The organism is Segatella oulorum F0390, from assembly GCF_000224615.1.
Classification (GTDB): domain Bacteria; phylum Bacteroidota; class Bacteroidia; order Bacteroidales; family Bacteroidaceae; genus Prevotella; species Prevotella oulorum.
Window position 1 is genome coordinate 382,732 of record NZ_JH114217.1, and the last position, 19,338, is coordinate 402,069.

Annotated in this window: 13 protein-coding genes; 6 read left to right on the plus strand and 7 right to left on the minus strand. The window is 52.2% G+C overall.

Annotation, left to right across the window (positions count from 1 at the left end):
- Positions 1-8 precede the first annotated feature (8 nt).
- Complete coding sequence (locus HMPREF9431_RS10785) at positions 9-950, plus strand: NHL repeat-containing protein (RefSeq protein ID WP_004381331.1); 942 nt, start codon at positions 9-11, stop codon at positions 948-950.
- A gap of 518 nt (positions 951-1,468) precedes the next feature.
- Here HMPREF9431_RS10785 and HMPREF9431_RS10790 read toward each other — a convergent pair.
- Both HMPREF9431_RS10790 and fldA read right to left on the minus strand, forming a co-directional pair.
- Positions 1,469-1,813: a DUF2023 family protein gene (locus HMPREF9431_RS10790; RefSeq protein ID WP_004381333.1), complete on the minus strand. Its 345-nt coding sequence runs from the start codon at positions 1,811-1,813 to the stop codon at positions 1,469-1,471.
- Positions 1,814-1,827: 14 nt separating this feature from the next.
- Positions 1,828-2,331, minus strand: a complete 504-nt coding sequence (gene fldA / locus HMPREF9431_RS10795; protein ID WP_004381334.1) for a flavodoxin FldA — start codon at positions 2,329-2,331, stop codon at positions 1,828-1,830.
- Positions 2,332-2,654: 323 nt separating this feature from the next.
- Here fldA and HMPREF9431_RS10800 point away from each other — a divergent pair, with 323 nt between their 5' ends.
- The 5 genes from HMPREF9431_RS10800 (at position 2,655) to HMPREF9431_RS10820 (ending at position 10,634) form a co-directional block, all read left to right on the plus strand.
- Positions 2,655-3,962 (plus strand): hypothetical protein, encoded by a 1,308-nt coding sequence (locus HMPREF9431_RS10800; RefSeq protein WP_004381336.1) that lies wholly within the window; start codon positions 2,655-2,657, stop codon positions 3,960-3,962.
- Positions 3,963-4,004: 42 nt separating this feature from the next.
- On the plus strand, positions 4,005-5,303 hold the full coding sequence (locus tag HMPREF9431_RS10805) for an imelysin family protein (protein WP_004381337.1): 1,299 nt from the start codon (positions 4,005-4,007) through the stop codon (positions 5,301-5,303).
- A gap of 98 nt (positions 5,304-5,401) precedes the next feature.
- Complete coding sequence (locus HMPREF9431_RS10810; RefSeq protein ID WP_004381338.1) at positions 5,402-7,093, plus strand: di-heme oxidoredictase family protein; 1,692 nt, start codon at positions 5,402-5,404, stop codon at positions 7,091-7,093.
- 214 nt (positions 7,094-7,307) lie between these two features.
- Positions 7,308-9,482, plus strand: a complete 2,175-nt coding sequence (locus HMPREF9431_RS10815) for a cytochrome c biogenesis protein CcsA (RefSeq protein WP_040561595.1) — start codon at positions 7,308-7,310, stop codon at positions 9,480-9,482.
- Positions 9,483-9,503: 21 nt separating this feature from the next.
- A complete protein-coding gene (locus tag HMPREF9431_RS10820) occupies positions 9,504-10,634 on the plus strand; it encodes a Rid family hydrolase (RefSeq protein WP_004381340.1) in 1,131 nt (376 codons plus the stop codon).
- Positions 10,635-10,743: 109 nt separating this feature from the next.
- Here the strand turns inward: HMPREF9431_RS10820 and HMPREF9431_RS10825 are convergent, their stop codons facing one another.
- The 5 genes from HMPREF9431_RS10825 to HMPREF9431_RS13290 all read right to left on the minus strand — a co-directional run.
- The gene (locus HMPREF9431_RS10825; RefSeq protein ID WP_004381341.1) at positions 10,744-11,883 is read right to left on the minus strand and encodes a DUF6261 family protein; all 1,140 of its coding nucleotides are present in this window, start codon (positions 11,881-11,883) and stop codon (positions 10,744-10,746) included.
- Positions 11,884-12,691: 808 nt separating this feature from the next.
- Positions 12,692-13,858, minus strand: coding sequence for a SusF/SusE family outer membrane protein (locus tag HMPREF9431_RS10830; RefSeq protein WP_004381343.1), 1,167 nt, complete (start codon positions 13,856-13,858; stop codon positions 12,692-12,694).
- Positions 13,859-13,935: 77 nt separating this feature from the next.
- Positions 13,936-15,579, minus strand: coding sequence for a RagB/SusD family nutrient uptake outer membrane protein (locus HMPREF9431_RS10835; RefSeq protein WP_004381344.1), 1,644 nt, complete (start codon positions 15,577-15,579; stop codon positions 13,936-13,938).
- Positions 15,580-15,598: 19 nt separating this feature from the next.
- Complete coding sequence (locus tag HMPREF9431_RS10840) at positions 15,599-18,724, minus strand: SusC/RagA family TonB-linked outer membrane protein (RefSeq protein ID WP_004381345.1); 3,126 nt, start codon at positions 18,722-18,724, stop codon at positions 15,599-15,601.
- 428 nt (positions 18,725-19,152) lie between these two features.
- On the minus strand, positions 19,153-19,338 hold a 186-nt coding region (locus HMPREF9431_RS13290), incomplete at its 5' end, for a hypothetical protein (RefSeq protein ID WP_231287815.1).

The window sequence follows — 19,338 nt, forward strand, 5'->3', positions numbered from 1 at the left end:
ATATCAACATGAAAAAAATTTCTGTAATCCTTGCGGCCGTTTGTTTCGCTTTGGCCGCACAAGCACAACATCTCGGTTCACAATACCGTTTAAAGAAAGTTATTCCTGTGGCTGGACGTCAAGGCATAGCCATTGATAAGGATTATTATTATGTGTCGGACACCCGCGCGTTGTATAAATATGACAAGCAGGGCAACCTCATCATGAAGAATGATAACCCATTTAAAGACCCCACAAAAGCCAATCACTTTGGTGACATCGACATCTTCAATGGTGAAATCTACACCGGTAATGAGAAGTTTGAATTTGGGCAAGGTCACAACATCTCGATTGATGTTTACGATGCAAAAACATTGAAATGGAAGCGCACTATTCCATGGGTTGCCGAGTCAGGGCAGGTAGAATGCTCGGGTTTGGCCATTGATCGCGAGAAAAATATGGTGTGGATGAGCGACTGGGTTGACAGCCGTTATGTGTATTGTTACAGCCTCGAGACCGGCAAATACTACACCAAGATGCAATGTCGCCCATGCCCTTATTGGTGTCAAGGCATTTTCATTGCCGATGGGAAGATGCTCTTTGCAGCCGATGATGGTGAGTCAACCTTTGGCATTGCCGACAACATCTATGTGGCCGACGTGTCGAATGTGCCTTATACTGGCTTGAAAGATGGCACGCAAGTGACGGTAGAAAACTTCAAAGCCGTGAAGAAACCCGGCAAAGTGGCTGCCGGAGCCATGGCTGGTCGTTTGGAATTGTTCCGTGAAATGGGCGACTTCCGTCGTGCAGGTGAGATTGAAGGCCTTTCTATCGACCCCACCAACGACGACCTTGTGGTGCTCAACAACCGCGGCAACCAAATCTTGTTGGGCATGCCCATTGGTCCTTTTGTAGAAGAAGGCTACACGGGTGAGGTGCACGAACTTTATGTTTATGAGAAAATAAAATAATCTCGCTCACGGCAGGCGCAAGGTAAATTTTTTGTTATAAAGCCTTGCGACCTGCCACTTTTTATGTCTCTCGCCGCTGTTGATAGTGGCATCCTTACTCAAAACAAGTTGTTCTGTATTCATTGAACAACTTGTTTTCTCGAAATAGGTTCTTTTGAGATTTTCTGATGAGAATACTTTCATCGATGTGGAAAAACACTTTTTATGGTTTGTTTAGGTAGGCTTGCACGGTGCACTACCTATTTTTAGGTATAGGATGGATGGTGGTGGCGCTTCGATAGGACACAAAAATAAAAGGCGGACTTCACAGCCCGCCTAATACATATTATACAAAAACATTATGAAATCTATGTAGCGAACAAGATTATACGTTTTAATGAAATAATCTATTCATTCCGTTTCACAGAGACTTGGATTTTCGCAAACCCTTTATCTTGCTTGATTTTTTTCTAAATTTGAGGCGAGTAGGTGTTGCGATTTCTTTGTTCTTTAAATGTTTTCGAAACACCTACTTCGCGTTATGACTTACGTTTGCAATAGCGCTCGCACTGGCTGCAGATGTCGTAGCCTAAGAGTGTGCCGAGGATGAAATCCTCTTCGGGCGTCAGTTCGTTCAGGGGCTGGTGAATGAACTTGCGAATGGTGTCCATACACTCTTTGCGCCCGAAGAACAGATTGATGCGGCTGTTGCCCACCGGCTGTACGAAATAGTCGATGCCTTGGCGCTCGAGTTTATCCAATGCCTGCTGCCGATAGCGTTCGGGAAAGGTGTAGAGCACCATTTTGCGCACTCCTTTCTTGTATTGGTAAATCTGTTCGGAGAGCACGCGGAGGTCACTCGGTATCACTTCAGCCTGTAACATAAGTCAGCTTTGCTTTATAATGCGGGTTGGATTTCGGCCACCCAAGCGTCGATGCGTGCATCGGTTTTGTCGTCTTCGTTGACGTCGTCGAGTGCCAATCCCACGAATTTTCCATCGACCACAGCTTCCGAATCATCGTAGGTGTAGCCATCGGTAGCCACGGCTCCAACGATGTTGGCGCCTTTATCCTTAACGGCTTGATAGAGTTCGGCCATGCCACCGCAGAAAGTATCGCTGTAGCCTTCGCTGTCGCCGCAACCGAAAAGGGCAACGGTTTTGCCGGTGAGGTCGGCTGCTTTCAGTGCTTTTACGCCTTCATACCAATCGTCTTGCATCTCGCCTGCGCCCCATGTTGAGGTGCCGAGGATGAGGTTTTGAAAGCCGTTTAATTGCTCGGCCGAGATGCTTCCGGCATCGAAAACGTTAGAACTGTCAACGCCTAATTTGGTTGCGATGCGTGAAGCGAGATCCTGACAGGTGCCAGTTGATGATCCGTAAACAATACAAGTTGAATTCATTTTTATTTCTTTTAAAATTATGTTTATTGTTTGTGAGCCGTTTTCCGACTACGGTTGCAAAAGTACGCGCTATTTTTTGGCTGTGCAATACCTAAAAACGATGAAAATGTGGGCCACGCTTTTTCATTATTTTTAGGTATTGTTTGCTACCTTTATTCCGTGTAACTTTGCAGGCAAATAAGTGCAGTGGGGATTGTTTTCTCGGCAACTTCTCGAAAGAAACGCATATACGGTCTTTGCACTGTCGTCTTTTTGGAACTGGGTTCACAATCCGATAGTCTGCACTTTTTTCTTTTTATAATAAAGGTAACAGACAAGCATAGATGAAGCAAATGAAGCACAAGATGGCATTGAGCATCCTGATGGCGAGCGTTTCTATAGGTGCGAGTGCGCAAGTGAATGCTGCCGATTCGGTGATGAATCACGCAAAGGGTAACAAATTTAGTGTGGGAGGTTATGGCGAAGCGGCCTATTCGCGCAATTTCTATAGCGATAGTGGCAATCGTTACACCACGCCCCGTAATTATAAGAAAGATCCCAGCCATGGAAGATTCGACATTCCGCATGCCGTTATCTATTTAGGTTATGACTTTGGTAAGGGCTGGACGATGGGAACGGAGATTGAATTTGAGCATGGTGGCTCGGGTTCGGCCATTGAATATGAAGCCGACGAGGCCATTGAGTTTGAGCATGAGACCGAGAAAGGCGGCGAAGTGGAGTTGGAACAGTTTTGGCTTCAAAAGACATTCGGCCGTGCTTTCAACGTGCGAGCCGGTCATATTGTGGTACCGTTTGGCTTGGTCAACGCCCATCACGAGCCGTTGAACTTCTTCACGGTGTATCGTCCGGAAGGCGAAAACACCATTTTGCCCAGCACATGGCATCAAACGGGTGTGTCGTTGTGGGGACGTTTGGGCGATTTTCGCTATGAAGCACAGATGGTAGCCGGCTTGGACGCTTATCATTTTAGCCGCGCGAATTGGATACAAGGGGGCACGTCGAGTCCGTTTGAGTTTGAGGTGGCTAATAAATATGGCTTCCTTGCCCGCGTAGACAATTACACCATTCCAGGGCTTCGCCTCGGTGTGAGCGGCTATTTTGGCCAGTCGATGCACAACAATGTGCCCCACGATATGGAGCGAGGTGCAAAGAAAAAGATTAAAGGAAATGTTTATTTAGGCAGCATAGACTTCACTTTCAAGCGTTATAATTGGGTGGCACGCGGCAATGTTGACTATGGTTATGTGAGTCATGCCAAAGAAATCTCACAGTTGACCTATCCCAATGTGCAGTATGTAAAACCCTATGAGTCGGGCAACGGAAAATACTTCGGCAGCCATGCCATGGCCATGATGTTGGAAGTGGGTTATGATGTCTTTTCGCAAATTAAAAGCTTGCGTGCCGATAATCAAAAGTTATATGTCTTTGGGCATATCGAGAACTATGATTCCTACATCCACGCTGCCACCAAGAAGTGGACAAACAAGACGATTTATGCTGCGGGATTGAACTACTATCCCATTCCGCAAATCGCTATTAAAGCCGAATATAACTATCGAAAGCTGAAGAGCGGCTATAACAATGAGCCGGCCATTAATATCGGTGTGGCTTACGAAGGATTCTTCCTTTGATGCATAACAGAGAATGTATTCATATAACATAAAAATAAAGAAATGAAAATTGCAAAATTATTTGCGATGTGTCTCATTGGGACATTCGCATTCGGATTTACAGCATGTAGTAGTGACGACGACAACACTGAAGAGACCAAGCACTATGGCGAAGAGTTGAAATCGGTTGTGTCAAACTATGTTGATGTTGTTGTTGAACCCACTTACAAGGAATTGGCCAGTAAGGCTGATGTGCTTTACACAGCTTGTCAGAACCTGAAGGCAAAGCGTCAGAACGGAACGTTGACGCAGGCTGACATTGATGCCGCTTGTACAGCGTTTAAAGAGGCGCGCAGATGTTGGGAGCAGAGCGAGTCATTCCTCTACGGAGCAGCATCGGATAACGAGATTGACCCGCACATTGACTCTTGGCCTCTTGACCATGATCAGTTGACAAAGGCATTGAATGATCCTAAAGTTATCACCGGAATCAATAGTGCCGATGCAACGAAGTTTGTTTATAACAATCATAAGACTTTTGATTCTGTATTGGGCTTCCACGGTTTGGAGTTTGTTCTTTTCCGTAATGGTCAGAACCGTACGCTCGCAGCTTTTAATGCAGCATACGAGACAGAGCCGGGTTTGACTTCTGTAAAAACGGTTGATGAGGCTGCTTTTGCTGCTGCGGTGTCGGGCGACTTGCGCAATATGATTTATCTGTTGGAGTATAGTTGGTTGGGTAATAGCGGTAATGCTGCACATAAGAGCTATTTGTTTGCAAATGCAAAGTGGGTGGTTGACGGCACACGTTTCCAAGCTTTCTCTAAGCTGAACAATCCTTATGGCGAGTATGTAAAGAGTGCAGGAACCGATAAAGGAATGTTCGCTACTTGGCACGAGACATTGAACAACATCTTCATTGGCGGTTGCTCGAATATTTGTGAGGAAGTGGCCAGCCAAAAATTGGGTCAGGCTTATCGTACAGCAACGGGTAAAGGTACTGCTGATGATGCCGCAGACTACATCGAGTCGCCCTACAGCAAGCGCTCGTTCCAGGATTATCAGGACAACATCTATTCGATTAAGAACTCTTTATATGGTGTTCGTGGTACGGAGAATGTTTCTACGCCTACCGACAAGTCGATTATGAACTTCCTACAGAAGAACAACTATCCGAAGTATAGCGAATTGAACAACGCGCTCAACGAAGCTATCGGTGCTTTAGAGACGGCTAAGAAGAGCGGTGTTGCTTTCATTGATAACCCTGGCCATGGACAGGTAAAGAATTGCATTGACAAGGTCTCTGCACTCAATGATGCGCTCAATGAGGCAGCAAAATGGGTGAACCAGCTGACCGATTAAGTAGCGCATGGCGCATTAAACATTAGTGATTATTACGGACGTAGCTTTGCCCACGTGGCGAAGCTACGTTTCAAACATTCAATCAATCATCAAACATTATGAAACATAACCATTACAGCAATGTGCTTTTGGCCGCCGTGTGCATCTGTTTCTTCGCGGCTTGCTCTGATGATCCTGTCAACCCTGATGAGCAACAAAATGGCGCCGAAGCCAAATATGTGGGTAAAGCCGTAGGTAACTTCTCGGCCGAGGAATGGTATCCCGGCGGAGAATTGGGAACTACTGATAACACCTCGTCGAATTGCTACGAAGACAATACGCCCGCCGTTGATGAGCAGGGTCTTAGCGATCTCTTCGATCGTGGTGACTTGATGGCCAGTGCTAAATACACCTTGAGCACCGAACCTTACAAAGGTTGGGGACCTGTGGCGTCGCGCCGTTCGTGCGAGTATTGCCATTCGGGCGGTTATGCGCACGGTCACAGCCGCAGCAATATGGATCCTGTGAAAGGCAATGGCTATATTGTCTCGGTGTATTATCCCGACGCCCCCGGTAGCAATAATGGCACACCCATTAGCCAACTCACCACTTTCACGATGCTTCAGGCCGTAGAACCCTTCTTGCCACCTGTTGATCCCAATCAGATTCACATCACGTGGCACGATGTAACAACCATGCCGAGTGGCCTGCCTATGCAGTTTCCCGACGGCGAGCGCTTCCAGCTGCGCTACCCCTCGGTTGCTATTCCGCAGTCAGCTTTCAACACCGATCCGCGTCCTTCGGGCTATGAAGTGCGTCTGATTGCCTCATGTAACTTCCAAGGTTTGGGCTTGATAGATGCCATTTCGAATGAAGATTTGGAGAAGCAATATAAGCAGGAGGGCAAGTTTGTGGAGCTTAACCCTGAGTTCTGGGATAACACGGCCAAGAAATTGAAGCCTGAAGCTTATGCCGAAGATGCCTTTGGCAAGAAGTTCCTCAAACGTTTCAACTACGATTTGCTTGACGGTTGCCTGGAAAACGACGTGGCGCTGTGGGATGAGCTCAACGTGCTACGTTCGGACATCAAGCACATTTGCTCTACCGAGGCATGGGCAAAAGCCATGTCAGAGAACCCCAATGTGATTAGCTATATCCAACAGCACGGTTCCGATGTCCATTCCTACGTGCATCCTTATTACTACGATGGCACGGCAGCTGGCATCAAGAAGGCTGTGGCCTATCTGCTCTCGCCCGGGGATAATGTGAACCTGTACAACAACCCCTACTTTAACTTCAAGCCCGAGATGACCGACGAAGCCTATCATGCTTTCATGGTGTGGCACAGAGGGCTCGCCGTTCCACGTGCGCGCAACTTAAACGATAAGGTTGTGCAGCGCGGCAAAGCGCTCTTCACCGGCGAGTTGGGCTGCTCCGCTTGCCATCGTCCGTCATGGACAACAGGCGCTGACAATCACGGTTCCTCACGCATCTTGGGCAGCAAGCAACTGCCTAAATATGCCAACCAGAAGATTTATCCCTACACCGACTTCATCCAACATAAGTTAGATATGAAGAACGACATCCACGGTTCGTGGTGCCGCACGACACCGCTGTGGGGTAGGGGACTATCGCTGATTAACTCGGGTGCGGAAGATCGGTTGCACGATGCCCGCGCACGCAATGAGGTTGAGGCCATCATGTGGCATGCTTACAGCCCCAACAGCCAGGCTTTCAAGGCAGCAAAGAAGTTCTACAACTTGCCAAAGGCCGATCGCGATGCCGTGGTGAAGTTCATCCGCTCCATCTAAGCGCGCGATAGCTGCCGATAAAGACCAAGCGAGAGGTTGTGCCTAAGTGGGGAAGGTCTCATTGGGGCGCAGCCTCTCTTCTTGCCCACACGATGCTTTGACGCGGACTGTTGGCAGGGAAACGAAAGATACAGCGTTGCGGGAAGCCGCAATGTGCAGAAGACAGAAGAACGAGCGCTGCAGGAAAGCGCAGCGCATAGAGAAATATGTAGCGATGCAAATAAAGAAACCACTCCAATTCGTTTATCTCCTCCTCGTTGCCTTGATGGCGCTTGGAACCATCATTGGCAAATACACCAGCACAGAAGTAGTGGCCGACCAATTCTTCGGTGCATGGTGGTTCACGCTGCTTTGGGCAGTGGGCGTGGCTCTGGGGACAGCCTATTTCATCCGGCAGAGGGTGCGACGCCCTTTGCTGGTGCTGCTCCATCTGTCGTTTGTCGTCATCCTGCTTGGGGCGCTGCTCACCCACCTGACGGCACATAAAGGCATGGTCCATCTGCGCGAAGGAAAGCCAGCAACGACCTATACCACGAAGGCAGGCGAGCAACGGCCATTGCCCTTCACGCTGACGCTCCGACGGTTTCGCGTGAGCTACCATGCCGGCAACATGGCAGCCATGGACTATGTCTCGAACATTCTTATCCAGCGTGACGGAAAGACCACGCCCTACCAGGTAGCGATGAACAAAATCTATGCGGGCTATGGCACACGGCTCTACCAGAGCAGCTTCGACGATGATATGCGCGGCAGCTATCTTGCTGTGAATACCGACCCCTATGGCATTCCCGTTACCTACGCGGGCTACGCGTTGCTCTTCATCGGGCTGGTGGGCATGTTGGTGGACAGGCACGGACGTTTTCGCCAACTGTTGCGCCAGAGCAAACGGCAGCGTGCCACCATGGCGGGTTTGTTGCTGTTGATGCTCTCGCCCGTGCGTGCACAAACGGCGTTGCCGCAAGCCACAGCTGCCGAGTTCGGAAAAGTGCTCATCGTCTATAACGGGCGCATCTGCCCGTTAGAAACCTTTGCCATCGACTTTACGAAGAAGCTCTACGGCAGCCGTCAATATCAGGACTACACCCCCTGCCAGGTGCTGACCGGCTTCCTGTTTTGGCCCTCTGAGTGGATGAAAGCGCCGCTGTTGCATATTAAAAGCAAAGCGTTGCGTGAGCAGTTACAGCTCGATTCCTACATCGCCCCCATGCGGCTCTTCGGCCAGCAGGGCTACCTTCTCGGACCTTATCTGCAAGAGGCGCAGGGAGAGCAAAGCGCCATGGGCAAAGCGCTGTTGGATGTTGACGACAAGATGATGCTCGTGATGAACCTCACGAAGGGCGACGTGCTCAAGCTCTTTCCCTATAGCTCACCCGTCGGGCGGGTGGACTGGTTTGCCCCCACCGACAAACTGCCACGAGCGATGCCTGCTGCGCAGCAACAATACATCCGCTCTATCTTAAACTTAGCCAATCAGCTGGCACACCAAGGGCGCAACGACATGCTCAACGACTTGGTGCACAAACTGCAAAAATATCAGGTGCGCTATGGCGGCGCCACGCTCCCGGCGCCGTTAGCCTTGCGAGCCGAGCACCTTTACAATCAGCTCCCCTTCGCCACCCTCCTCTTCATGGCCAACCTCACCTTGGGCTTGCTCTCCATCTTCTTCCTCACGCGGAGCAGACGCTACGCCTGGTTCACCGCCCTGATGGGCCTGTCATGGGGCGTGCTGACGTTCACCTTGGCCCTGCGCTGGATCATCAGCGGCACCATTCCCATGGCCAACGGCTACGAAACGATGTTGCTGCTGGCATGGCTCATCATGCTCGTCGCGCTGCTCACCACGCGCACACTGCAGCTCATGACCACCTTCGGTCTGTTCGCGAGCGGCTTCATGTTGCTGGTGAGCCACATTGGCGAGATGGATCCCAACATCACGCCACGCATGCCCGTGCTCAACAGCCCACTGCTAAGCATCCACGTGAGCATCATCATGATGGCCTATGCGCTGCTCTCGCTCACGTTTGTCAGTGCGGTGGCCTACTTCCTTGCATGCCGCAGTCACCGCGAAAGCCTCCAGCGGATGAATGCGCAGCTCACCGTGCTCTCACAAATCTTTCTCTATCCCGCTCTCGCCACATTAGGCTTGGGCATTTTCATCGGCGCCATCTGGGCCAACATCAGCTGGGGCACCTATTGGTCGTGGGACCCCAAAGAGACGTGGGCGCTCATCACCTTCATGGTCTATGCCGTGCTGTTGCACCCCCGCAGCCTGCCCGCATTGCAGCGTCCGCGCACCTACCACCTCTACTGCCTCTGTGCCTTTCTCACCATTCTCATGACCTATTTCGGCGTGAACTATTTCCTCGGTGGCATGCACAGCTATGCTTAACATCCTGTCCACACAACGAGTATGAACACATTCCAAGTCTTTTCCTATGGTAACGCGCGGGTGGAAAGTAGCCTTTTTGCCACCGCGGCAGGCGTGCAGGAGGTGCATCTGATGATTCATGCCACGCAGCCCGATGGCTCCTTTCAACAGCAGTTGCAAGCAGTGCAGGCGGCATGTGCAAAGGTCTTGAGCCAATGGGGCGCAGCACTGACGCCCGTGATGAAGCGCTATTGGCTTAGCGATGCCGCCAACCAAGAGGCCTATGTGCGCCGCAGCGAGCCCGATAGCTGTGCGCTGTCCACAGTGCAGCAACCGCCATTGGACGGCACGAAAGTGGCCTTGTGGGTATATGGGTTGTCCAACGTGACGGTCGAAACGCTCGCCGAGGGGCTTGTAGCTGCACGGCAGGGCACATTCACCCATTTGTGGCTGGCACAGGCCACCGCCACAGGCGACGACTCGGGCACGCAGACCCGCCACATCTTGCAACGCTATGCCGACCAGCTCGGTCACAACGGCTGCACCTTGGCTGACCACTGCGTGCGCACGTGGTTCTTTGTCGACGACATCGACCACCAATATGCAGACTTTGTCGATGGGCGCAATGCCGTGTTCGATGCACAACGGCTCACGCCCGATACCCATTTCATTGCCAGCACCGGCATTGGCGGACGCACGGCCAATGCCACGTCACGCGTGATGATGGATGCCTATGCCGTGCAGGGGCTACAGCCCGGGCAAGTGGCCCATCTCTATGCCCCCGACCACCTCAACCGCACAAGCGACTATGGGGTGCGCTTTGAGCGCGGCACCACCGTCGACTATGCCGACCGCCGCCAAGCATTCGTCTCGGGCACGGCCAGCATCGACAACCAAGGCCGCGTGGTGGCGCCGGGCGACATCCGCCTGCAAACGCAGCGCATGTGGCAAAACGTGCAAGCCTTGCTGGCCGAAGCCGACATGGATTTCGGCCACGTGGTGCAACTGCTCGTCTATCTGCGCGACCCCTCCGACTATGCCGTGGTGAGCCGTCTCTTTGCACGGCGCTTCCCGGCCACGCCCCACGTCATTCTGTGGGCACCGGTCTGCCGCCCCGGTTGGCTCATCGAGATGGAGTGCATCGCTGTGAAAGCCACCGACACCGACGCATAGTCCAGCCCACTGCAACGCTACATCGAAACATGAGGCGGAGCTGTATCACTACAGCTCCGCCTCTCTCTTTCTCTTAAAAATAAAATTAAACTCTAATGAAAATTGCTATTTATCCCTTCGGCTTGATCTCTGCCTCGCCCTGACCTTTGGGGTCTTTGCCACTGGGGTTGTCCGATGGCTTGTCTCCGGGCTTGTCGGAGGGTTTGTCCTTGGGTTTTTGCGACGGTTTTTGAGGCTTGTTTGGTTTGTCGGTGTCGCGCGCAGCCTTGGACGCTTTCGATGGTGATTTCACCTCTATAAGGTAATTCTTCTCAATGCGCACCCACAGCAGTTGTTTGGTGCCTTTTACCATCAACTCATAGATTGCGCGCTTGTTCTTGATGCGCCGGTGGCCTGTAAAGACCAACGAGCCGGGTGCCATTTGTCTTGCAGTTTCGAAATCGGCAAACAGGGGCTGTAGCAACGCATTGAGCTTGGCATATTCCTCGGCCATGGACATTTCGCGTTGTGCTGCGCTCGTCTTGTGCGTGGTGCGCGACTTGACAGCTGCGTGTTTCATGTGATCCACCAGGTCAACAATAGCCTGCTTGTCGGCCTCGACGGTACTCTGGAAGTGAGCCAATTCGATGCAGCGGCATATCACTTTGAAGAATTTGTCGTTCTGTTGACGAATGTCCTTACTCTTGGGGAGTGTCTTGTTGACCTCTTGCTGTAGGATTTTTTGACGCAGCGCACGAAACTCTTCATTGACCTGGTGCAGCTCGGCAATGGTGGACGTGAGCCCTAACGTTGTTGTTTCTGCCGAGAGCTTGCCCAAGTCTAACTCTAAGCCGCGAATGTGGGCTGTCTTCTCGTCCAGACTCTCATTTTGCAGTCCGCGATAGGTTTGCACCACGTCGGCCAGCTTCGCATAGGCCTCGTGAATCGTCTTGTTAGGATTGGTGCGTTGCGAGCTGACAAGACCAAAGAGGCTGGTGATGTAGCCATTACGATCTTGGTCCTTTGCAATAGACTTCCGAGTGAGCGCCACGTTGTTCACGCGACGGTTCACGTCGTCCTCGAGCTTAATCAGCTCGTCCCATGCTTTCATGAGTGCATCGCTGATACCCAGCTTGGTTCTGTCAGCCGCATTGATCAAGTCATACTGCTTGCGTTGGAACTCGGCGTGCAATGCGCCACGAAAACTTCCGTGATTTACTCCATCAATCGTGATGATTTCAGGGAGTACAAAGGGTTTTAACTTTGCCATTTGTTTCATATTTTAGTTAGATTTGCGTCGTGTTATAGTCGCCGTAGCAAACTTTCGATGCCTCAAAGATAGAAAAAAGATTCTTACGTTCCAAATTTTTATGCCGTTTTTTTTATTTTTCTATAAAAAATATATCAAAGCATCATGTTTGACCATAAGGTGGTAGCATTCGGCAGCACGAATGCGACCATTTTAAGCTGGGTGGCATCAATCGGTAGCACGAATGTTGCCACCTACGTGCAAGGTGGCATCAATCGGTAGCACGAACGTTGCCACCTACGTGCAAGGTGGTATCAATCGGTAGCACGAATGTTGCCACCTGCGTGCAAGGTGGCATCAATCGGTAGCACGAACGTTGCCACCTACGTGCAAGGTAGTATCAATCGGTAGCACGAACGTTGCCATCTATATGCAAGGTGGCATCAATCGGTAGCACGAACGTTACTACCTACGTGCAAGGTGGCATCAATCGGTAGCACGAACGTTGCCACCTATGTGCAAGGTAGTATCAATCGGTAGCACGAACGTTGCCACCTATGTGCAAGGTGGCATCAATCGGTAGCACGAATGATACTTATTTATGCAAAAATATGCTGCCACATGATAAAGAATGGATATGCCTGAAGCAAAGACATATACCACATGTTGCAAAAATAGGTCTGCTTTATGTTTTCCTATCGTGTAAAAGTAGGGTGGTGGGTTCCTTTGGATAGATTTTCGGAATGCTACCATATAAAAGAGGGTTCCCGACGAGCGGAAACCCTCTTTTGTGGTTGGGCATGTTGTTGCCCTGTGGCTGAAACGGCGCCTATTCAATTGTGCCGGTTTCGGCGGTGAAGTTGAGTTTTAGCTTCTGTCCGGCCGACGCGCTCACATGAGGTTGGTCGCCGCCCTTGCCACGGTATTCAATCTTGCCGCTGAAGACCATGAACTCTGACCGCCACCAGTCCATTCCCGGAACCTTGACGTAGACGCGCAGATAGTCATTGGTTGTGGTGCTGCGAGCAAAGGCAGGCGAGACAAATTCGCCGGTAGCTGTGGTGGGCACGCTGAATCGTGCGGCAGCCTCTTGCTCGCTCCAATTACCGGCCGCCGTGGTGACGCCCATGAGCCACACGTTGGGGCGGTTGAAGGTGACGGTGTAGTGGAGTTTGCGACCGACAGCCTTGGCCTGAGCAATCATCAGATACCATCCGGGAGCTGACGAGGCTATGTTGCCGCCAGCGTTGACGATGGTGCCGGCCAGCTCGCCGGCACCATCGAGGGTGATGTCGCCAAAGCCCTGCTCGCTGCCATTCCATGCGCGGGCAGTGTTGAACTTGATGCCGCTCGCGTCGATGTAGACCATGTGCCAGAAGAGGTTGTCGGTGCCGTTGACGGGTACCATCTCCACGGCTCTGTCCCAGTTCCAACCGTTGAAGTTGCCCGTGATGTAGAGGTGCTCGGGCATAGCGACGGGCGGGAGCGAGAATTTAAGGTGCACACGACTCAGCTTCACAACGTTCGACGTGATGGCGTAGGCGTGGTTCAGGCTGTCGATTTCAGAGCCCATGGCTGTGACGGGTTTAGCCTTCACGCGCACATAAACGGGGAGGTCGAGGGGGAAATCGCTCTCGGCCTTGCCTGCTTCCACGGCTTGCGTGGTGAGCGCCGAGGCCATTTCGGCCGCGTCGATGTCTAACTTTGTGGTGTGAAACACGGTGCTGATAGCCGTGGCATTCGACATGTCGGCCTTCGTGGCCACCTCGACGGTGTAGCGTGTGGTGATGTCGGCGCCATAATTGGGTTGCTCGCAGGTGAGCGCCACGGTGGGCGATTGTGCGAGGTCATAGCTGCTACCGGCCCAGTTGGGCGCGTTGAGCACGAATTGTGTGGGCACTTGCAGCGTGGGGTTGTCGTCGCGGTCGTCGGAGCAGGCCGTGAACACGCCAAGGCTGCATAGCAGACCCATGGCGAAATAAACTATCTTTTTCATTGTTCTCTTTACAGGATAGGGCTTGGCGGGCGGTGTTGCATCGCGATGGGGCGACGGTGCCCGTCAAGCCGGTTGGTTTAATAATCGGTGTTTTGTTTCAACTTGCCTTGACTCACGTTGATCTCGTTGGCCGGCAGTGCGTAGATGTTCTTGGATGCGGGAATCTGCGTCCCGGCATGTGTGCCGCCCTTCCAACTCCAGGTGTAACTGTTACTGCCACCAAAACAGTTGAAGCGGATGAGATCCATGCGTCGGCGCCCTTCGAAGTAGAACTCGCGGCTCCATTCGTCCAACAGTTCACGCAGGGTGTAGCTGCCCGAGGTGCGTTGTGATGCATGCGCCCGTGCACGCAGTTGGTTGACGGCTGCGGTGCCGGCTGTGGTGGTCTGCCCGCCGTTGAGTCGCGCCGTGGCTTCGGCATAGGTGAGATAGGCCTCGGCGGCGCGCATCAAGAAGAAGTCGGTATCGGGGAACTTAGGGTCGTGGCCCGCCGTACCGTCGGTCTTCCAGTTATTGAACTTCGCTACGGCGAAACCATTCGCGAACACACCCACCTGTGCAGGGTTGGCCTGATCGAGGTTGCGGTTGCTGCCATCGCCTTGCTTACCGTCGAAGAGCGCGCGGTCGTCGCCGGCTGCGGCAGGCATGTCTTTCGCATGCACGTGAGGCACGGTGCCCGAGGGGAAGAACTTCTCGACCAGATCCTTGCGTGCGCGGTTGCCTGCCCATGTCTCGGTGATGTTGTTGCCGGTGGCTCCATTCTGATTGACCACGATGCCGCCGTCGAAGGTGCTGGCCATGAGGAACAGCGTCGTGCCATAGGAAGCGGTGGTCTTGCCGTCTTGCAGCACGGGCAGGATGGCTTCTACCGATGCGCCGCTCTCGCCGTTGTTGCCCATGAAGAGCTGTTGGTAGGCGGTCCAGCCATTGGTGGTAGCCCCCGTGTAGAGGTGATAGGGAGAGTTCATGACGCGCTGCGCATAGTCGGCTGCCTTTTGCCATTGCGGGGTGCCCGTGTAGACCTCAGCGTTGAGGTATAAGCGTGCGAGCAACAGCCAGGCGGCTGCGCGGTCTACCCGTCCGTAGCCGGCATCGGTCGACTTCTTGGGTTGCGGTGCAGCGAGCGTGGGTTCAATGGCCAAGAGCTCTGACTCGATGTAGCTGTAGAGTTGCTTGCGGCTGTATTGGGGTGCTACACCGTCGCGGAGTTCCTCGGTAAACGGCACGTTGCCGTAAAGGTCCATGAGGTAGAAATAGTTCAGCGCCCGCAAGAACCGCGCCTCGGCGGTCATCGTTGCGTTGAAGCTGCCAAAGGTGTTGATGTATTGGTTGCAGACGGTTACGCCAAAGAACAACCGATAGTAGAATCCATTGGCCATGGGATGGGTGGAGCCGTAGGTGGCGAAGTTGAACTCGCTGATGCCGGGGTCACCCCAGTTGCAAATGGCTTCGTCGGTGGGCAGCTCGTTGGTGTTGAAGAGCTGTCGCACGAAGCCGGTCGTTCCACCGTCCAGGCCGTCGATGTCGCAGTCGCCATCGGGACCGCTCTGCCCGGCCAGCCCCAGGTCGGCATAGCATTTGCTTAACAGTTGTTCGGGTGTGGGCGTGGTGTTCTTGTTGGGATCGATAGGCTTCACGTCCAAGTCGCCGACACACGATGTTAGTGCCATTGCGCAGCCAATGAGCATTGCGGGCACCCAATTCTTGATATATCTTTTCATACGGAATATGCTAATTAAGTTAGAAGTTCAAATTAACGCCTACGATGAGCGAGAAGGGACGGGGATAGATGTCACGGTCAACACCATTGAACACTTCGGGGTCGATGCCGTCGTACTTGGTAATGGTGAACACGTTTGAAGCCGAGGCATATATGCGTCCGTTAATGCCTTTATAGTGGTTGCACTTCAGCAGGTTGCTGAAACTGTAACCCAGCGAGATGTTGTCCAGCTTGAGGAAGGATGCATTCTGCACCCAGCGGTCGCTCAGCAGCGCTCTCTCGTCGAAGGTCTGCCAGTTGTCGTTGATCACGGCGCGAGGAAGGTTGCTGAAATATTCATTTGTAGAGTAGAGTTCGGCCGCACTCATATTCGCCCGCGAAGCGTAGGTGTCGTTGTAAAGGTAGTTGCCTATGTTGGCACGGAGCGTGAAGCCGAGATCCCACGTCTTATACTCGATACGCGAAGAGAAGCCCATGGTAACCGGAGGCGCGGCCTGTTTGTAGATGTAGCGGTCGGCATCGGTGATTTGGCCATCATGGTTGCGGTCGACTACAGCACCCTCGATGGGTTTGCCGTTTGCATCGTACATTTGCTGATAAACCAAGAAGGAATTAGCGGGATGTCCCACCTTGTGTGCGCCGACGTTGAGGCCGGTTCCTGTTGAAATGGCCATCGAACCCGGCGTGACGTAGTAATTGGCGTCGCCACCGGTAAGGTTGGTGATTTTGTTGCGGTTGTATGTGAAGTTGTAGTCAACCTTCCAGAACCAGTCCTTGGTGTTCTGTTCGTTGAGGATGGTGTAGCTAACGGTAGCCTCCACGCCCGTGTTCGACAGATCGCCGATGTTCGAGATAACCTGGTTGCGGAAGTTAGAGCCTGCGGGCACGTAGACAGTGTTCAGCAGGTCGGTGGTCTTGCGGTAATACCAATCTAAGCTACCCGTTAGGCGGTTGTTCAGCACGCCCCAGTCAATGCCTGCGTTGTAGGTGGTCGTTGTTTCCCACTTCAGATTCTTGTTCACAGCATCGGGGCGTACCATCGTTCCGTTGCCGAAGATGGGATAGAAGCCATTTGCACCGGTGTTTACTTGATAGGTGTCGAAGTAGGTGTAATCGCCAATTCCCTCTTGCTGTCCGGTCATACCCCAACCCAATCGCAGCTTTAAGTCGCTCAACCAGGCCATGTTCTTGAATGCAGCTTCGTCTTTCACACGCCAGGCAAAAGCAAAGGATGGGAAAGTGGCCCAGTGTTTTCTGAAGCGTGAAGCACCGTCGGCACGCACCGTGGCAGTGAGATAATAGCGCTGCAAGAGGTTCCAGTTGGCACGGCCGAAGAATGAAACCAAGTAGTTCTCGGTGAGATAGCGATGGGGTTCCTTCACGCCGTCGCCATCGTAATCCTGCCCCGAGTCGCTGTTGATGGCACCGGGATGCACCGTGTTGGTCGAAGGATAGTAAGAGAAATAACGGCTGGTTTCCTTGCGCCAGAAGTGCTGCCATTCATAACCGGCCATGATGTCGACATGGTTTTGCAACTTATCTTTGAAGTCGTGATAGTATTGCGTATAGGCGTTGAAGAGCAGATTGCGCTTCAGCAGCCTCTTGAAACCGGTGGAGCCGAAGTAAAAGTTCAAAGGGGAGGTTGGAGCCACGTCAGTGTCCTGCTCGCCCGATGAAACGTCAGCGCCTGCGGTTGCATGGAAGCGCAAGTCTTCAAAGCCGTGCACCTTGTAATCAACGTCAGCGTTGCCGATGAAGTCCCGTCCGGTGTAGTGGTCGTTTTTCAGCATCAAATCGGCCACAGGGTTGTTGGGGGCCAACGCATTCTTTGTTTTAGAATAGGTGGGGTCGTTGAGCGAACTGCCATCCTTTGTCCATGCGAAATAGCCGCCGAAGTTCGCAGCGTATGGGCTTGTGGTGTCATAAACGGGCTGCGTCGGATCCATTCTCACGGCGGCATTCATCGCATCTTTATCTGCAAAACGGTTCTTGGCAAACATGCCTTTTGCATTGAAATTAAACGACAAGTGGTCGTTGAGCAGATGGGGATTGAGATTGAATGCGGCCGTATAGCGCTCGAAACTCGAGGTCTTCACGATGCCTTGTTGATTGGTGTAGCCCATCGACACACGCCAGGGCAGATAGCCTTTCGATGCGCCTAACGCCTGCGACCCCGACACGGTGATGTTTTGGTCGTGGCTCAATGCTGTGCGATAAATCTCCTTCTGCCAATCGGTATTCGCCGTTCCCAACGCTTTCAAAGCTACGGCCTCACGCTGATTGCCTGCATAAATGCGCTTGACGAGGTCGCGATATTCGTCGGCATTCAGCACATCCAAGCTCTTCCTGCGTGTGCTCAGCGTCATGTTGCCGGCGTAAGACACTCTTACCGGCTGGTTGGCGTGCCCACGTTTCGTGGTGATGATGATGACACCATTCGAACCTCTCGAACCATAGATGGCCGTGGCCGAGGCATCTTTCAGCACATTAAAACTCTCTATATCCTGCGGGTTGACCATCGACAGCGGATTGGCCATGCCTTGAATGCCCTTGTCTCCGTTGGGCACACCATTATTATCCATAGGCACGCCGTCGATCACAATCAGCGGGTCGTTGGAAGCGTTGAGCGAACTGCCACCGCGAATGCGGATGCTGGCGCCGCTTCCCGGTGTTCCGCCACCCGTTGTGATGCTCACACCTGCCATCTTTCCCTGCATCAGATCTTGTGCATTCACCACCAATCCTCTGTTCTTACCATCGGGTTGGAGTTGTGCCACCGAACCGGTCAAGTCCGATTTCTTCACGGCACCATAACCAATCACCACCACTTCGTTCAGTGTCTTGTTGTCATCTTGGAGCGTTGTCGAGAGATTGTCGGCCGCAATCACTTTCTTTGGCGACATACCCACATAGGTAATGGTCAGCTCTGTCCCTTTCGGCACATTAATCACATAGTTTCCATCAAAGTCAGTAACGCCAACAGCTTTGCCGTTTGCCATAATCGTTGCACCGATGATGGGCTCGCCTGTTGCATCTTTGACTTGGCCTTTCAAGCCTCCCGACTGAGCAAAAGCCACAGCCGACAGAAGTAAACTGCCGGCAACTGCAAAACTTCTCAGTGGGAACTTCCATTTCACCTGCTTCATTTTTAGTTGGTTTTAAATTAATATTATTGTTGTCTGTACTTATTCTTTAGTTTAGGTGGGCACGTCACGCATCACGCTTTTGCACGTTCAATGTGGTTATTTTTCCGAGTGTCACGCCTCCTGCGGGCCTGGTCCCTGTCAAGGTTGTAGCGTTGTGAACCCTGCTGCCAAAAAGCTTGCAAATGGGGTTGTCGCGTAATTCATCCTTCTCAATGGCCTGCTGTGTGAGCGCCGTGTTGCTCACGCGGCGGTTTATCAGGGCTTCAAAAGTAGAAAAAAAATGTTTATGCACCAACTTTTTAGCCGTTTTTTTATTCAGATGCAGCATTTTGTGCTGTCGGAGGCGTCGTTTTTTGACTTGCAACCCTGCGGCGCAGAAAAAATCCATTATTTTTGGACATGCAACCCTGCGGCGCAGAAAAAATCCATTATTTTTTGACTTGCAACCCTGCGGCGCAGAAAAAATCCATTATTTTTGGACTTGCAACCCTGCGGCGCAGAAAAAATCCATTATTTTTGGACTTGCAACCCTGCGGCGCAGAAAAAAATCCATTATTTTTTGGACTTGCAACCCTGCGGCGCAGAAAAAAATCCATTTTTTTTTGACTTGCAAC

Coding starts and splice junctions, on each gene's coding strand:
- HMPREF9431_RS10820 (WP_004381340.1), top strand. CDS start 9,504: ATGAACACATTCCAAGTCTTTTCCTATGGTAACGCGCGGGTGGAAAGT.
- HMPREF9431_RS10805 (WP_004381337.1), top strand. CDS start 4,005: ATGAAAATTGCAAAATTATTTGCGATGTGTCTCATTGGGACATTCGCA.
- HMPREF9431_RS10840 (WP_004381345.1), bottom strand. CDS start 18,724: ATGAAGCAGGTGAAATGGAAGTTCCCACTGAGAAGTTTTGCAGTTGCC.
- HMPREF9431_RS10800 (WP_004381336.1), top strand. CDS start 2,655: ATGAAGCAAATGAAGCACAAGATGGCATTGAGCATCCTGATGGCGAGC.
- HMPREF9431_RS10825 (WP_004381341.1), bottom strand. CDS start 11,883: ATGGCAAAGTTAAAACCCTTTGTACTCCCTGAAATCATCACGATTGAT.
- HMPREF9431_RS10790 (WP_004381333.1), bottom strand. CDS start 1,813: ATGTTACAGGCTGAAGTGATACCGAGTGACCTCCGCGTGCTCTCCGAA.
- HMPREF9431_RS10835 (WP_004381344.1), bottom strand. CDS start 15,579: ATGAAAAGATATATCAAGAATTGGGTGCCCGCAATGCTCATTGGCTGC.
- HMPREF9431_RS10830 (WP_004381343.1), bottom strand. CDS start 13,858: ATGAAAAAGATAGTTTATTTCGCCATGGGTCTGCTATGCAGCCTTGGC.
- fldA (WP_004381334.1), bottom strand. CDS start 2,331: ATGAATTCAACTTGTATTGTTTACGGATCATCAACTGGCACCTGTCAG.
- HMPREF9431_RS10815 (WP_040561595.1), top strand. CDS start 7,308: ATGCAAATAAAGAAACCACTCCAATTCGTTTATCTCCTCCTCGTTGCC.
- HMPREF9431_RS10785 (WP_004381331.1), top strand. CDS start 9: ATGAAAAAAATTTCTGTAATCCTTGCGGCCGTTTGTTTCGCTTTGGCC.
- HMPREF9431_RS10810 (WP_004381338.1), top strand. CDS start 5,402: ATGAAACATAACCATTACAGCAATGTGCTTTTGGCCGCCGTGTGCATC.